Annotated in this window: 13 protein-coding genes; all 13 read left to right on the top strand. The window is 64.3% G+C overall.

Annotated features, from left to right (window positions below):
* Nucleotides 1–8: 8 nt before the first annotated feature.
* The 13 genes from FJ988_RS18170 to FJ988_RS18110 all read left to right on the top strand — a co-directional run bounded on the left by FJ988_RS18170 (nucleotide 9) and on the right by FJ988_RS18110 (nucleotide 14,907).
* The gene (locus tag FJ988_RS18170; protein WP_112099997.1) at nucleotides 9–1,199 is read left to right on the top strand and encodes an NADH-quinone oxidoreductase subunit D; all 1,191 of its coding nucleotides are present in this window, start codon (nucleotides 9–11) and stop codon (nucleotides 1,197–1,199) included.
* Nucleotides 1,200–2,327 carry an NADH-quinone oxidoreductase subunit NuoE gene (gene nuoE / locus FJ988_RS18165; RefSeq protein WP_140819724.1) on the top strand — a complete coding sequence of 376 codons (1,128 nt, stop codon included), beginning with the start codon at nucleotides 1,200–1,202 and terminating at the stop codon, nucleotides 2,325–2,327.
* A 10-nt stretch (nucleotides 2,328–2,337) separates the two neighbouring features.
* Nucleotides 2,338–3,642 carry an NADH-quinone oxidoreductase subunit NuoF gene (nuoF, locus tag FJ988_RS18160; protein ID WP_140819723.1) on the top strand — a complete coding sequence of 435 codons (1,305 nt, stop codon included), beginning with the start codon at nucleotides 2,338–2,340 and terminating at the stop codon, nucleotides 3,640–3,642.
* Between the two features lie 73 nt (nucleotides 3,643–3,715).
* A complete protein-coding gene (locus FJ988_RS18155; protein ID WP_140819722.1) occupies nucleotides 3,716–4,390 on the top strand; it encodes an NADH-ubiquinone dehydrogenase in 675 nt (224 codons plus the stop codon).
* A gap of 73 nt (nucleotides 4,391–4,463) precedes the next feature.
* Nucleotides 4,464–6,545, top strand: a complete 2,082-nt coding sequence (nuoG, locus tag FJ988_RS18150; protein ID WP_140819721.1) for an NADH-quinone oxidoreductase subunit NuoG — start codon at nucleotides 4,464–4,466, stop codon at nucleotides 6,543–6,545.
* Nucleotides 6,546–6,547: 2 nt separating this feature from the next.
* A complete protein-coding gene (gene nuoH / locus FJ988_RS18145) occupies nucleotides 6,548–7,591 on the top strand; it encodes an NADH-quinone oxidoreductase subunit NuoH (protein WP_140819720.1) in 1,044 nt (347 codons plus the stop codon).
* Nucleotides 7,591–8,082, top strand: coding sequence for an NADH-quinone oxidoreductase subunit NuoI (nuoI, locus tag FJ988_RS18140; RefSeq protein ID WP_140819719.1), 492 nt, complete (start codon nucleotides 7,591–7,593; stop codon nucleotides 8,080–8,082). Before nuoH ends, nuoI begins: the two co-directional genes overlap by 1 nt.
* Before the next feature lie 127 nt (nucleotides 8,083–8,209).
* On the top strand, nucleotides 8,210–8,830 hold the full coding sequence (locus FJ988_RS18135; RefSeq protein WP_140819718.1) for an NADH-quinone oxidoreductase subunit J: 621 nt from the start codon (nucleotides 8,210–8,212) through the stop codon (nucleotides 8,828–8,830).
* Nucleotides 8,831–8,832: 2 nt separating this feature from the next.
* Nucleotides 8,833–9,141, top strand: coding sequence for an NADH-quinone oxidoreductase subunit NuoK (nuoK, locus tag FJ988_RS18130; protein WP_040982022.1), 309 nt, complete (start codon nucleotides 8,833–8,835; stop codon nucleotides 9,139–9,141).
* A gap of 11 nt (nucleotides 9,142–9,152) precedes the next feature.
* Nucleotides 9,153–11,126, top strand: a complete 1,974-nt coding sequence (gene nuoL / locus FJ988_RS18125) for an NADH-quinone oxidoreductase subunit L (RefSeq protein WP_140819717.1) — start codon at nucleotides 9,153–9,155, stop codon at nucleotides 11,124–11,126.
* Entirely contained in the window at nucleotides 11,126–12,631 is a 1,506-nt protein-coding gene (locus FJ988_RS18120) for an NADH-quinone oxidoreductase subunit M (RefSeq protein WP_140819716.1), read from the top strand. Before nuoL ends, FJ988_RS18120 begins: the two co-directional genes overlap by 1 nt.
* Before the next feature lie 13 nt (nucleotides 12,632–12,644).
* Nucleotides 12,645–14,081 (top strand): NADH-quinone oxidoreductase subunit NuoN, encoded by a 1,437-nt coding sequence (nuoN, locus tag FJ988_RS18115; protein ID WP_140819715.1) that lies wholly within the window; start codon nucleotides 12,645–12,647, stop codon nucleotides 14,079–14,081.
* Between the two features lie 4 nt (nucleotides 14,082–14,085).
* Nucleotides 14,086–14,907 carry a biotin--[acetyl-CoA-carboxylase] ligase gene (locus FJ988_RS18110; RefSeq protein WP_140819714.1) on the top strand — a complete coding sequence of 274 codons (822 nt, stop codon included), beginning with the start codon at nucleotides 14,086–14,088 and terminating at the stop codon, nucleotides 14,905–14,907.
* Nucleotides 14,908–14,917: the final 10 nt, after the last annotated feature.

The raw sequence follows: 14,917 nt of genomic DNA, 5'->3' as shown, positions 1-14,917 counted from the left end.
GCGCCACAATGGCTGAAACCTCCGTCCGCAACTTCAACATCAACTTCGGTCCGCAGCATCCTGCGGCGCATGGCGTTTTGCGCCTGGTGCTGGAGCTTGACGGTGAGGTGGTCGATCGCGTCGATCCGCATATCGGCTTGCTGCATCGCGGCACCGAAAAGCTGATCGAGGCCAAGACCTATCTGCAGGCCGTGCCTTATCTCGATCGGCTCGACTATTGCGCGCCGATGAATCAGGAGCACGCCTTCGCTTTGGCTGCCGAGCGTCTGCTCGGCATCGAGGTGCCGAAGCGCGGCCAGCTGATCCGCGTGCTCTATTCCGAGATGGGCCGCATCATGTCGCACATCTTGAATGTGACGACGCAGGCGATGGACGTGGGCGCGCTGACGCCGCCGTTGTGGGGCTTCGTCGAGCGCGAAAAGCTGATGGTGTTCTACGAACGCGCTTCGGGTTCGCGCATGCATGCGGCCTATTTCCGGCCGGGCGGCGTGCACCAGGACCTGCCGCAGAAGCTGATCGAGGACATCGGCAAGTGGATCGACCCTTTCCTCAAGTCGATCGACGATCTCGACGCGCTGTTGACCGGCAACCGCATCTTCAAGCAGCGCAATGTCGATATCGGCATCGTGTCGCTGGCCGATGCCTGGGCCTGGGGCTTTTCGGGCGTCATGGTGCGCGGCTCGGGCGCCGCTTGGGACCTGCGCAAATCGCAGCCCTATGAATGCTATTCGGAGATGGATTTCGACATTCCGATCGGCAAGAACGGCGACTGCTACGACCGTTACCTGGTGCGCATGGAAGAGATGCGCCAGTCGGCCAAGATCATGCGCCAGTGCGTCGATCTGCTGCTCGGCAAGGAAAGCGCCGGCCCAGTGTCGAACCTCGACGGCAAGGTGGTGCCGCCGAAGCGTCAGGCGATGAAGCGGTCAATGGAAGCGCTGATCCATCACTTCAAGCTCTACACCGAGGGCTACCGCGTGCCGGCCGGCGAGGTTTACGCCGCCGTCGAGGCGCCGAAGGGCGAATTCGGCGTCTACCTGGTCTCTGACGGCACCAACAAGCCCTATCGCTGCAAGCTGCGCGCGCCCGGCTTCGCCCATCTGCAAGCCATGGATTTCCTGTGCCGCGGCCACATGCTGGCCGACGTCACCGCCGTGCTTGGCTCCCTCGACATCGTGTTTGGTGAGGTCGATCGCTAAATGTCAGTCCGCCGTCTCGCAGATGCCAGCGTCCAGCCAGCCTCCTTCGCCTTCAACAAGGCGAATGCGGCGGCGGCCGAGCAGTGGATCGCCAAATATCCGAAGGGGCGCGAGCAGTCGGCGATCATCCCGTTGCTGATGATCGCGCAGGAGCAGGAAGGCTGGGTCACCAAGGCGGCGATCGAGTCGATCTCCGACATGCTCGGCATGCCACGCATCCGCGGTCTCGAGGTCGCGACCTTCTACACCCAGTACCAGCTCAATCCGGTCGGCACGCGCGCGCATATCCAGGTCTGCGGCACCACGCCCTGCATGCTGCGCGGCTCGGAAGCGCTGATGGACGTCTGCCGCTCGAAAATCCACCACGACCAGTTCCACACCAACGACAAGGGCACACTGTCGTGGGAAGAGGTCGAATGCCTCGGCGCCTGCGTCAACGCGCCGATGGTCATGATCTTCAAGGACACTTTCGAGGACCTGACGCCGGAGCGGCTGGCCGAGATCATCGATCTCTACGACGCCGGCAAGGGCGCCGAGGTCAAGCCCGGTCCGCAGAACGGCCGCCACGGTTCCGAGCCGGCCGGCGGCTTGAAGACGCTGACCAGCGAAAAGGCGATCCTGAAGTCGACCCGCGACAAGGAAGCCAAGGCTGCCGCAAAGGCGGCCAAGGACGCCGCTGCCGCGGCGCCGGCTGCCGCACCGGCGACACCAGCTCCTGCGCCGGCAGCAGCGGCGCCTGCTGCGGCTGCGCCCTCGGCTCCCGCGCCGGCCAAGCTCGCGGCCGTGGACACGGCGAAAACCGCGCCGGCCAAGGCTGCCGCCGCCAAGCCGGCAAAGCCTTCGCTCGACGACAAGAACCGTCCGGCCGGCATCGAGAAGCCGGCGGCGGTCGACGATCTCAAGCTGATCTCCGGCGTCGGCCCGAAGATCGAAGGCGTGCTGCATTCGTTGGGCATCTACACCTTTGCGCAGGTCGCTTCGTGGAAGAAGGCCGAGCGCGAATGGGTCGACGGATATCTTTCTTTCCATGGCCGCATCGACCGTGATGATTGGGTGAAGCAGGCCAAGGCGCTCGCCAAGGGCGGCGTCGCCGAATACATCCGTGTCTTCGGCAAGAAGCCGGTCTGAGGGACGAACAATGCTTCAGGACAAAGACCGTATCTTTACCAACATCTACGGCCTCTTCGACACGTCGCTGGCCGGCGCGCAGTCGCGCGGCATCTGGGACGACACGCCGGGCCTGATCGCCAAGGGGCGCGACTGGATCGTCAACGAGATGAAGGCGTCCGGCCTGCGCGGCCGTGGCGGCGCCGGCTTCCCGACCGGCTTGAAATGGTCGTTCATGCCCAAGCAGAGCGACGGTCGTCCGAGCTATCTGGTCATCAATGCCGACGAATCCGAGCCGGGCACCTGCAAGGACCGCGACATCCTGCGCAACGATCCGCACACGCTGGTCGAGGGCGCGCTGGTCGCCGGCTTCGCCATGGGCGCGATCGCCGCCTACATCTATGTGCGCGGCGAGTTCATCCGCGAGCGCGAGGCGCTGCAGCGCGCGATCGACGAGGCCTATGCCGCCAAGCTCATCGGCAAGAACAACACGTCCGGCTACGATTTCGACGTCTATATGCATCACGGCGCCGGCGCCTATATCTGCGGCGAGGAAACCGCGCTGCTCGAAAGCCTGGAAGGCAAGAAGGGCCAGCCCAGGCTGAAGCCGCCTTTCCCGGCCAATGTCGGCTTGTACGGTTGCCCGACAACAGTGAACAACGTCGAGTCGATCGCGGTTGCGCCGACCATCCTGCGCCGCGGCGCGGCCTGGTTCTCGTCCTTCGGCCGGCCGAACAATGCCGGCACCAAGCTGTTCTGCGTCTCCGGCCACGTCAACAACCCGTGCACCTTCGAAGAGGCGATGTCGATCCCGTTCCGCGAACTGATCGAGGAGCATTGCGGCGGCATCCGCGGCGGCTGGGACAATCTGCTTGCGGTCATTCCGGGCGGCGCTTCGGTGCCGCTGGTGCCGGCCGAGCAGATCATCGACGCGCCGATGGATTTCGACGCGTTGCGCGATCTCAAATCCGGCCTCGGCACGGCCGCTGTCATCGTCATGGACAAGTCGACCGACGTCGTGAAGGCGATCGCCCGGTTGTCCTACTTCTACAAGCATGAAAGCTGCGGCCAGTGCACGCCGTGCCGCGAAGGCACCGGCTGGATGTGGCGGGTGATGGAGCGGCTGGTGCGCGGCGAGGCGCAGAAGCGCGAGATCGACATGCTGCTCGACGTCACCAAGCAGGTCGAAGGTCACACGATCTGCGCGCTCGGCGACGCGGCGGCCTGGCCGATCCAGGGCCTGATGCGACATTTCCGCGGCGAGGTGGAACGCCGCATCGACGAGTTTTCCCGCAACGCGCACCGGGTCGAGCCGGTGATGGTCGCGGCGGAATAGATTTTGGAATGCGGGCGAAAGCCCGGGACGGAACGCAGGGGCGGGGCAACGAAGAAACGACCAGGAGAATTCTATGGCGCCGTATTCGATACCCTACCCGTTGATGCCTGATTTGGAACAACTCGAGAAGATGAACCAGGACCTGACCAGGATGATGCCGAAGGAGATGGCCAGCGCCGTCAACCTTTTCGCGCATCCGGTTGCCGGCGCCGCCGCGATGTCGGCGCTCGGCATCGGCCTCGCCAACCACGCCGTCGGCATGTGGATGGGCGCCTTCACCGGCGCGCTCGAAGCCTCGCAGCGCATGTTCCAGCCGTTCCTCGACGACCTCGAGGCGCAGACGGAAGCGGCCGCCCATTCGTCCAAGGCGCGCAAGGCGACCGAGACGCTGATCGCCGAGGCGCAGACCTTTGCCCGCGACGTCACCGACATCGCTGCGACCGCGACCGAGAAGGCGATCGGCGCCGATGCCGTCGAGGAGCCGGCGACGCAGGCGCTGATGCCTGAAGATTTCCGCCAGCCGAAGGCGGTCGACAAGCCGGCGAAGCCGTCGGACCTGAAGGCGATTTCGGGCGTCGGTCCGAAGCTGGAGAAGGTGCTCAACGGGCTCGGCATCTGGACCTATGGCCAGATCGCCGCCTGGACGTCGGAAGAGATCGCCTGGGTCGAGGACTATCTGTCGCTTACCGGCCGCATCGGCCGCGACGACTGGACCCGGCAGGCGGCGGCACTGGCCGCCAAGAAGTGATTGAGATACCGGGCGCGGCGCAAGCCGCGCCCGGAAAGATGGGTTGCGGGACATCCGCAGAGGTTTGAGGCGAATGGCAAAGCTCAAGGTCGACGGGAAAGAGATCACGGTACCCGACCACTACACGCTGCTGCAGGCGGCGGAGGATGCCGGTGCGGAAGTGCCGCGCTTCTGCTTCCACGAGCGGCTGTCCATCGCCGGCAATTGCCGCATGTGCCTGATCGAGGTGAAGGGCGGCCCGCCCAAGCCGCAGGCCTCCTGCGCCATGGGCGTGCGCGACCTGCGCCCCGGCCCGAACGGCGAGCCGCCGGAAATCTTCACCAACACGCCGATGGTCAAGAAGGCCCGCGAAGGCGTGATGGAATTCCTGCTGATCAACCATCCGCTGGATTGCCCGATCTGCGACCAGGGCGGCGAGTGCGACCTGCAGGACCAGGCGATGGCCTTCGGCGTCGATTCCTCGCGCTATCACGAGAACAAGCGCGCGGTCGAAGACAAGTATATCGGCCCGCTGGTGAAGACGGTGATGAACCGCTGCATCCACTGCACGCGCTGCGTCCGCTTCACCACCGAGGTCGCTGGCATCTCCGAGCTCGGCCTGATTGGCCGCGGCGAGGACGCCGAGATCACCACCTATCTCGAACAGGCGATGACGTCGGAACTGCAGGGCAATGTCATCGACCTTTGCCCGGTCGGCGCGCTGACCTCCAAGCCTTTCGCCTTCCAGGCGCGGCCGTGGGAACTGACCAAGACCGAATCGATCGACGTCATGGACGCCGTCGGCTCGGCGATCCGCGTCGACAGCCGCGGCCGCGAAGTGATGCGCATCCTGCCGCGCGTCAACGAACAGGTGAACGAGGAGTGGATCTCCGACAAGACGCGCTTCATCTGGGACGGCTTGCGCACGCAGCGCCTCGACCGCCCCTATGTGCGCAAGAACGGCAAGCTTGCACCGGCAAGCTGGGCCGAAGCCTTCGCCGCGATCAAGGAACAGGTGGGCAAGACCGCGCCCGAGCGGATCGGTGCGATCGCCGGCGACCTCGCGGCGGTCGAGGAAATCTATGCGCTGAAGCTCCTGATGAGCGCGCTCGGCTCGAAGAACATCGATTGCCGTCAGGATGGCGCCGCGCTCGATCCCACGCTCGGCCGCGCCAGCTATATCTTCAACCCGACGATCGAAGGCATCGAGCAGGCCGACGCGGTGCTGATCATCGGCGCCAATCCGCGCTTCGAGGCTTCGGTGCTCAACGCCCGCATCCGCAAGCGCTGGCGCGTCGGCAATCTGCCGGTCGGCGTCATCGGCGAGATCGGCGACACCCGCTACGAGTATGAGCTGATCGGCGCCGGTCCGGAGTCCCTGAAGGGGCTGGCCGACGGCACTGGCAAGTTCTTCGAGGTCTTGAGCAAGGCCACGCATCCGCTGATCATCGTCGGCCAGGGCGCGCTGGCGCGCGGCGACGGCGCGGCGGTGCTCGGCCAGGCGGCGAAGCTCGCGGCGGCCGTCAATGCAGTCACCGCCGACTGGAACGGCTTTGCGGTGCTGCACAATGCGGCGGCACGCGTCGGCGGCCTCGATGTCGGCTTCGTGCCGGGCGAGGGCGGCAAGAACGTCGCCGGCATGCTCGGCGAGACGGATCTGCTCTTCCTGCTCGGCGCCGACGAGATCGACATGGCTGCGACCGGCGGCGCCTTCGTCGTCTATATCGGCACGCATGGCGATGCCGGCGCGCATCGCGCCAACGTCATCCTGCCGGCGGCGGCCTACACCGAGAAGTCGGGCACCTATGTCAACACCGAAGGCCGCGTGCAGCAGACCAACCGCGCCGGCTTCGCGCCGGGCGAAGCGCGTGAGGACTGGGCGATCCTGAGGGCGCTGTCGGACGTGCTCGGCAAGAAGCTGCCCTTCGATTCGCTGCCGCAGCTGCGCGCCAAGCTCTATGGCGAGTTCCCTCATCTCGCGCGCATCGACCAGGTTCTGGCCGGCAGCGCCGACGACGTCGCCAAGGCGGCGAAGCTCGGCGGGCGCCTGAACAAGGGCACCTTCACCTCTTCGGTGAAGGACTTCTATCTGACCAACCCGATCGCGCGGGCGTCGGCCGTGATGGCCGAATGCTCGGCGCTGGCCAAGAGCGGCTTCAAGCAGGCGGCGGAGTAAGCATGGACACCTTCCTCTCCTTCTACGTGCTGCCGGCGCTGCTGATCCTGTTGAAGTCGGTGGTGCTGATCGTCGTGCTCCTGATCGGCGTCGCCTATCTGCTCTATGCCGACCGCAAGATCTGGGCGGCGGTGCAGTTGCGCCGCGGCCCGAACGTCGTCGGTCCGTTCGGCACGCTGCAGGCGTTCGCCGACCTTTTGAAATTCGTCTTCAAGGAGCCGGTGATCCCGTCGGGCGCCAACAAGGGCGTCTTCCTGCTGGCGCCTCTGGTCTCGGCGGTGCTGGCGATCTCGGCCTGGGCGGTCATTCCGGTCAATGAGGGCTGGGCGATCGCCAACATCAATGTCGGCATCCTCTATGTCTTCGCCATCTCCTCGCTCGAGGTCTATGGCGTCATCATGGGCGGCTGGGCGTCGAATTCGAAATATCCGTTCCTCGGCGCGCTGCGTTCGGCCGCGCAGATGGTGTCTTACGAAGTCTCGATCGGCTTCGTCATCGTCACGGTGCTGCTCTGCGTCGGCTCGCTCAACCTCTCCGACATCGTCATGTCGCAGCAGGATGGTCTCGGCACCAAGCTCGGCCTGCCCAACACCTTCCTCGACTGGCACTGGCTGTCGCTGCTGCCGATGTTCGTGATCTTCTTCATCTCGGCGTTGGCCGAGACCAACCGCCCGCCCTTCGACCTCGTCGAGGCCGAGTCGGAACTGGTCGCCGGCCACATGGTCGAATATTCCTCGACGCCGTTCCTGCTGTTCTTCCTCGGCGAATATGTCGCCGTCGTCATGATGTGCGCCTTGGCCACCATCCTGTTCCTCGGCGGCTGGCTGCCGCCGTTCAACTTCGCGCCCTTCACCTGGGTTCCAGGGGTGATCTGGTTCGTGCTGAAGATTTGCCTGATGTTCTTCATGTTCTCGATGGTGAAGGCATTCGTGCCGCGCTACCGCTACGACCAGCTGATGCGGCTGGGCTGGAAGGTGTTCCTGCCGATCTCGCTCTTCATGGTCGTCGCCACCGCGGCCTTCCTCAAGATCACGGGGTTTGCGTGATGTCCGCTCTTGGCCAAGCCGCAAAATCGCTGCTGCTGAAGGATTTCGTCAGCGCCTTCTTCCTGTCGATGCGCCAGTTCTTCGCGCCGAAGGAGACGATCAACTATCCGCACGAGAAGGGGCCGACCAGCCCGCGCTTCCGCGGTGAACATGCGCTGCGCCGGTATCCGAACGGCGAGGAACGCTGCATCGCCTGCAAGCTGTGCGAAGCGATCTGCCCGGCGCAGGCGATCACCATCGAGGCCGGCCCGCGCCGCAACGACGGCACGCGCCGCACCGTGCGCTACGATATCGACATGGTGAAGTGCATCTATTGCGGCTTCTGCCAGGAAGCCTGCCCGGTCGACGCCATCGTCGAGGGGCCGAACTTCGAATTCGCGACCGAGACGCGCGAGGAGCTCTACTACAACAAGGAAAAGCTGCTCGCCAACGGCGATCGCTGGGAGCGGGAACTGGCGCGCAACATCGCGCTGGACTCGCCCTATCGCTGACATTTGACGCATGGACGGGGCGAGGGGCCTCGTCTAAGGAACACGCAACTTTGCCAGCCGGAGGCGGCGGCGAACATCGGGCAGGAGGCGCTGAGCCTTTTGTCCGGACAGGAACCCGGGGAATCCCATGCTGACTGGATTAGAGGCGGCTTTCTTCTACCTCTTCGCCTTTATCGCCGTGGCGTCGGCCTTCATGGTCATTTCGTCGCGCAACCCCGTGCATTCCGTGCTGTTCCTGATCCTGACCTTCTTCAACGCCGCCGGTCTGTTCATGCTGACGGGCGCCGAGTTCCTGGCGATGATCCTGCTCGTCGTCTATGTCGGCGCGGTGATGGTGCTTTTCCTGTTCGTCGTCATGATGCTCGACGTCGACTTCGCCGAGATGAAGCAGGGCGCGCTGCAATATGCGCCGATCGGCGCGCTGGTCGGCCTTATCCTGGCGGCCGAGCTGATCATCGTGCTCGGCGGCTACACCTTCGCGCCCCGGCTTGCCGCGACGGTGGCGAAACAGACGCCGGACCTCGCCACGCGCTCCAACACGGCAGCGCTCGGCGACATCCTCTATACGGACTACCTCTACTACTTCCAGATTTCCGGCCTGGTGCTGCTGGTCGCCATGATTGGCGCCATCGTCTTGACGCTGCGCCACAAGGAAGGGGTCAAGCGGCAGTCGATCGCCGCCCAGGTCGGCCGCACGCCGGCGACGGGCATGGAAATACGCAAGGTCAAGTCGGGCGAGGGTATCTGAAGATGGTCGTCGGCATCGCGCATTATCTGACCGTATCGGCGATCCTGTTCACGCTGGGCGTCTTCGGCATCTTCCTGAACCGCCGCAACATCATCGTCATCCTGATGTCGGTCGAACTCATCCTGCTCGCGGTCAACATCAATTTCGTCGCTTTCTCGGCGGCGCTGCATGACCTCGTCGGACAGGTCTTCGCCCTGTTCGTGCTGACGGTCGCGGCGGCCGAGGCGGCGATCGGTCTTGCCATTCTTGTCGTCTTCTTCCGCAACCGCGGCTCGATCGCGGTCGAAGACGTGAGCGCGATGAAGGGTTGACGGGAACCACCATGTATCAGGCTATCGTCTTCCTCCCGCTGCTTGGCTTCCTGATTGTCGGCGTGTTCGGCAATTCGCTCGGCGCCAAGGCATCCGAATACATCACCTCCGGCTTCCTGGTGGTCGCCGCGGTGCTGTCGTGGATCGCCTTCTTCACCGTCGGCTTCGGCCATGGCGAGGTGTTCACCGTGCCGGTGCTGCGCTGGATCCAGTCGGGCGGCATCGACGCCTCCTGGGCGCTCCGCATCGACACGCTGACGGTGGTGATGCTGGTCGTCGTCAACACCGTGTCGGCGCTGGTCCATATCTATTCGATCGGCTACATGCACCACGACCCGAATAGGCCGCGCTTCTTCGCCTATCTTTCGCTGTTCACCTTCGCCATGCTGATGCTGGTGACCGCCGACAACCTCATCCAGATGTTCTTCGGCTGGGAAGGCGTCGGTCTCGCCTCCTATCTCCTGATCGGCTTCTGGTACAAGAAGCCGTCGGCCAATGCCGCGGCGATCAAGGCTTTCGTCGTCAACCGCGTCGGCGACTTCGGTTTCGCGCTCGGTATCTTCGGCGTGTTCGTGCTGTTCGGCTCGGTCAACCTCGGCACCATCTTCGCCAATGCGGCGTCCTTCCTGCCGACCGAAGGCGCGCCGGCGGGCGCCGCGGTGCTGACCTTCCTCGGTCATGCGCTGGACAAGCAGTCGGCGCTGACGGTGGTCTGCCTGCTGCTCTTCATGGGCGCCATGGGCAAGTCGGCGCAGGTGCCGCTGCACACCTGGCTGCCGGACGCCATGGAGGGTCCGACGCCGGTCTCCGCGCTCATCCACGCCGCGACTATGGTGACCGCCGGCGTGTTCATGCTGGCCAGGCTCTCACCGCTGTTCGAACTCTCGCATACGGCGCTGACCGTCGTTACCTTCATCGGCGCTTTCACGGCCTTCTTCGCGGCGACCGTTGGCCTCGTGCAGAACGACATCAAGCGCGTCATCGCCTATTCGACTTGCTCGCAGCTCGGCTACATGTTCGTGGCGCTCGGCGTCGGTGCCTATGGCGCGGCGATCTTCCATCTGTTCACGCACGCCTTCTTCAAGGCGCTGCTGTTCCTCGGCTCCGGCTCGGTCATCCATGCGGTGTCCGACGAGCAGGACATGCGCAAGATGGGCGGTCTCAGGAAGCTGATCCCGACCACCTACTGGATGATGATCATCGGCACGTTGGCGCTGACCGGTGTCGGCATCCCGGCGACGGTGATCGGCACCGCCGGCTTCTTCTCCAAGGACGCCATCATCGAGACGTCCTTCGCCGGCCACAATGCGGTCGCGGGCCTTGCCTTCGTGCTTCTGGTGATCGCCGCCTGCTTCACCAGCTTCTATTCCTGGCGGCTGATCTTCATGACCTTCCACGGCGAGCCGCGCGCCAGCCACGAGGTCATGCACCATGTCCATGAATCGCCGCCGGTGATGCTGGTGCCGCTCTATGTGCTGGCCGCCGGCGCGCTGTTCGCGGGCATCATCTTCCACGGCGCCTTCATCGGCGAGGGCTATCACGACTTCTGGAAGGCGTCGCTGTTCACGCTGCCGGAAAACGAGATCCTGCACGAGATCCACGAATTGCCGCTGTGGGTGGAACTAGCGCCCTTCGTCGCCATGCTGATCGGCCTTTTGGTCGCCTGGCAGTTCTATATCCGCAAGCCGGAGGCGCCGAAGGAACTGGCGGCACAGCATCGCGGCCTCTACGCCTTCCTGCTCAACAAGTGGTATTTCGACGAGCTCTACGACTTCCTGTTCGTGCAGCCGGCCAAGCGTCTCGGACGGTTCCTGTGGAAGACCGGTGACGGCACGATCATCGATGGGCTCGGTCCCGACGGCATCTCGGCGCGCGTGGTCGACGTCACCAACCGGGTCGTCAAGCTGCAGACCGGCTATCTCTACCACTACGCCTTCGCCATGCTGATCGGTGTGGCCGCTCTCGTCACCTGGATGATGCTCTGATGACCGACTGGCCAATCCTCTCGCTGGTCACCTTCCTGCCACTGGTTGGTGTTCTGCTCATCCTGTTCATCAACGATGACAATGAGAACGCGCGCCGCAACATCCGCGCCATCGCCTTCATCACGACGGCGTTCACCTTCGTGGTGTCGCTGTTCATCTGGACGGGCTTCGACAATTCGCAGGCCGGCTTCCAGTTCGTCGAAAAGCATGCCTGGCTGGATTCGGGCATTTCCTACCACATGGGCGTCGATGGCATCTCGATGCTGTTCGTCATCCTGACCACCTTCCTGATGCCGTTCTGCATCCTCGCCTCGTGGGAAGCGATCGAGAAGCGGGTCAAGGCCTATATGATCGCCTTCCTGATCCTCGAGACGCTCATGATCGGCGTGTTCTGCGCGCTCGACATCGTCTTGTTCTACGTCTTCTTCGAGGCCGGCCTAATCCCGATGTTCATCATCATCGGCGTCTGGGGCGGCAAGCGGCGCGTCTACGCCTCATTCAAGTTCTTCCTCTATACGCTGGCCGGCTCGGTGCTGATGCTGCTCGCCATCATGGCGATGTTCTTCCAGTCGGGCACCACCGACATCCCGACGCTTTTGACGCATCATTTCCCGGCCAACATGCAGACCTGGCTGTGGCTCGCCTTCTTCGCTTCCTTCGCGGTGAAGATGCCGATGTGGCCGGTGCATACCTGGCTGCCAGACGCGCACGTCGAGGCGCCGACGGCCGGCTCGGTCATCCTGGCCGGCATCCTCCTGAAGATGGGCGGATACGGCTTCCTGCGCTTCTCGCTGCCGATGTTCCCGGAAGCGTCGGCGATGTTCGCGCCGCTGGTGTTCACGCTCTCGGTCGTCGCCATCATCTACACCTCGCTGGTGGCGCTGATGCAGGAGGACATGAAGAAGCTGATCGCCTATTCGTCGGTCGCGCATATGGGCTTCGTCACCATGGGCATCTTCGCGATGAACCAGGAAGGCGTGCAGGGGGCGATCTTCCAGATGCTAAGCCACGGCCTCGTTTCGGGCGCGCTGTTCCTGTGCGTCGGCGTCATCTACGACCGCATGCATACGCGCGAGATCGACGCCTATGGCGGTCTCGTCAACAACATGCCGAAATACGCCACCGTGTTCCTGATCTTCACCATGGCCAATGTCGGCCTCCCGGGTACCTCAGGTTTCATCGGCGAATTCCTGACCATGCTCGGCGTGTTCAAGGTCAACACCTGGGTGGCGTTCTTCTCCGCCACCGGCGTCATCCTGTCGGCGGCCTATGCGCTCTGGCTCTACCGCCGCGTCATCTTCGGCGCGCTGACCAAGGACAGCTTGAAGAACCTGCTCGACCTTTCGACCCGCGAGAAGGCGATCGTCTATCCGCTGGTGGTGCTGGTCATCTTCTTCGGCGTCTATCCGGCGCCGGTGTTCGACGCGACGGCGGCTTCGGTCAAGACGCTCGTCACCAACGTCACCGCATCCATCAATTCCGCGCAGACCGCGGCGGCGAACTGACTGGGGATAGACTATGACGCCGGACCTTTACTCCAGTCTTTCGCTCTCGACGCCGGAGCTGATCCTCGCCATCGGCGCGCTGGCGCTGCTGATGGTCGGCGCCTATTCACGCTCCAACAACACCATGACGGTGACCGGCCTGGCCGTCGCCGTGCTGGTGCTGTCCGGCCTGTGGCTGATCTTCTCGGGCGGGCAGGGCGCCGCCTATGGCGGCGCCTTCGTGCAGGACGCCTTCGGCAGCTTCATGAAGGTGCTGGCGCTGGTCGGCTCGGCGGTGACGCTGATCATGTCGATGCGCTTTGCCAAGCAGGAGCATTTCGACAAGTTCGAGTTCCCGGTGCTGGTGCTGCTCTGCACGCTCGGCATGCTGTTGATGATCTCGGCCAACGGCATGATCGGGCTCTATCTCGGCCTCGAACTGCAGTCGCTGGCGATTTATGTGCTGGCGGCGATCAACCGCGACAATGTGCGTTCGACCGAAGCCGGCCTGAAGTATTTCGTGCTGGGCGCGCTGTCGTCGGGCATGCTGCTCTACGGCATCAGCCTGGTCTACGGCTACACCGGCAACACCGGCTTCCATGAGATCGCGACGGCGCTCTCCAGCGGCGAGCGCCAGCTCGGCCTCGTCTTCGGCCTGGTCTTCGTGCTGGCCGGCTTGGCCTTCAAGATCTCGGCCGTGCCGTTCCATATGTGGACGCCGGACGTCTACGAAGGCGCGCCGACTCCGATCACGGCTTTCCTGGCGGCGGCGCCCAAGATGGCGGCGATGGCGCTGATCGTGCGCGTCACCATGGGCGCCTTCAAGCCGGTCGCCGCCGACTGGCAGCAGATCGTCGTCTTCATCTCGATCGCCTCGATGGCGCTTGGCGCTTTCGCGGCTATCGGCCAGACCAACATCAAGCGCCTGATGGCCTATTCCTCGATCGGCCATATGGGCTATGCGCTGGTCGGCCTTGCCGCCAACAGCCAGGACGGCGTGCGCGGCGTCGCCATCTACATGCTGATCTATCTGGTGATGACGCTGGGCACCTTCGCCTTCATCCTCGCCATGCGGCGCAAGGAAGGCAATGTCGAGCAGATCAGCGATCTCGCGGGCCTGTCGTCGACCAATCCGATCATGGCCACCATCCTGACCATCCTGATGTTCTCGCTGGCCGGCATTCCGCCGCTCGCCGGCTTCTGGGGGAAGTGGTACGTGTTCCTCGCCGCGATCAACGCGCATCTCTACGCGCTGGCGATCATCGGCGTGCTGGCCTCGGTGGTGGGCGCCTACTATTATCTGCGCATCATCAAGATCATGTGGTTCGACGAGCCGGTCGGCGGCTTCGTGCCGATGGCCAGCGAACTGCGCCTCGTGCTCGGCTTGAGCGGCGCCTTCGTGCTGTTCTACGTGCTGATCGGCGGGCCGATTGGCAATTATGCCGAAGCCGCAGCCAAAACATTCTTCTGACGGGATGGCGTTTCGGCTGGCTCCAACCGCGGCGTCGGAGGGGTTCCGGCTCGAGGCGCATGACAGCGTCGGCTCCACCAACACGGTGGCGCTGGAGCATGCGCGGGCCGGCGATCCCGGCAGGCTCTGGGTCGTCACCAAGAAGCAGGAAAGCGGACGCGGGCGGCGCGGGCGCGCCTGGCTGATGCCCGAGGGCAATCTGGCGGCGACGCTGCTTATTCTTCCCGGCGGTGAGCTCAAGCTTGCCGCGACGCTCGGCTTCGTCGCCGGGCTGGCGCTCGCCGACGCGCTCGACGCCGTGGTGCCGAAAGGGCGGATCGCGGTCGCCATCGATGGCGCCAGCCAGGGCCGCAACCGTTTCGAGTTGAAATGGCCGAACGACGTGCTGGCCTCGGGCGCCAAGCTCGCCGGCATCCTTTTGGAATCGGCCATGCTGGAAGGCGGCCGTTTCGCGGTGGCCGTCGGCATCGGCGTCAACGTCGCGGCCTATCCGCAGGATCTGCCTTATCCGGCGACGTCGTTGCAGGCGCTGGGCGCCGATTGTGATGCCGAGACGCTGTTCCTGGCGCTGTCGGATGCCTGGAGCGAGAATGCGCGGCTGTGGGACGACGGGCGCGGGCTCAATGCCATCCGCCAGCGCTGGCTGGCGCGTGCGGCGGGCCTTGGCGGCGAGGTTGCGGTCAGAATTGACGGCAATGTGGTGCGCGGCGTCTTCGAAACCATTGACGAGGACTGCCGTTTCGTGATCCGCGACGATGAGGGATCGGTTTTGACGATAGCCGCCGGCGACGTGCATTTCGGCGCTGTCGCGTCGGCCCGCGCCTGAGTGGCTTGAT

The sequence above is a fragment of the Mesorhizobium sp. CU3 genome (assembly GCF_006442965.1).
Lineage (GTDB): Bacteria > Pseudomonadota > Alphaproteobacteria > Rhizobiales > Rhizobiaceae > Mesorhizobium.
Note: the sequence above shows the minus strand (reverse complement) of the source record. Positions and strands in the feature narration are given on the sequence as shown.

Bases quoted from the DNA above. Each gene is read 5' to 3' on its own strand.
- FJ988_RS18170 (WP_112099997.1), top strand. From the start codon at position 9: ATGGCTGAAACCTCCGTCCGCAACTTCAACATCAACTTCGGTCCGCAG.
- nuoE (WP_140819724.1), top strand. From the start codon at position 1,200: ATGTCAGTCCGCCGTCTCGCAGATGCCAGCGTCCAGCCAGCCTCCTTC.
- nuoF (WP_140819723.1), top strand. From the start codon at position 2,338: ATGCTTCAGGACAAAGACCGTATCTTTACCAACATCTACGGCCTCTTC.
- FJ988_RS18155 (WP_140819722.1), top strand. From the start codon at position 3,716: ATGGCGCCGTATTCGATACCCTACCCGTTGATGCCTGATTTGGAACAA.
- nuoG (WP_140819721.1), top strand. From the start codon at position 4,464: ATGGCAAAGCTCAAGGTCGACGGGAAAGAGATCACGGTACCCGACCAC.
- nuoH (WP_140819720.1), top strand. From the start codon at position 6,548: ATGGACACCTTCCTCTCCTTCTACGTGCTGCCGGCGCTGCTGATCCTG.
- nuoI (WP_140819719.1), top strand. From the start codon at position 7,591: ATGTCCGCTCTTGGCCAAGCCGCAAAATCGCTGCTGCTGAAGGATTTC.
- FJ988_RS18135 (WP_140819718.1), top strand. From the start codon at position 8,210: ATGCTGACTGGATTAGAGGCGGCTTTCTTCTACCTCTTCGCCTTTATC.
- nuoK (WP_040982022.1), top strand. From the start codon at position 8,833: ATGGTCGTCGGCATCGCGCATTATCTGACCGTATCGGCGATCCTGTTC.
- nuoL (WP_140819717.1), top strand. From the start codon at position 9,153: ATGTATCAGGCTATCGTCTTCCTCCCGCTGCTTGGCTTCCTGATTGTC.
- FJ988_RS18120 (WP_140819716.1), top strand. From the start codon at position 11,126: ATGACCGACTGGCCAATCCTCTCGCTGGTCACCTTCCTGCCACTGGTT.
- nuoN (WP_140819715.1), top strand. From the start codon at position 12,645: ATGACGCCGGACCTTTACTCCAGTCTTTCGCTCTCGACGCCGGAGCTG.
- FJ988_RS18110 (WP_140819714.1), top strand. From the start codon at position 14,086: ATGGCGTTTCGGCTGGCTCCAACCGCGGCGTCGGAGGGGTTCCGGCTC.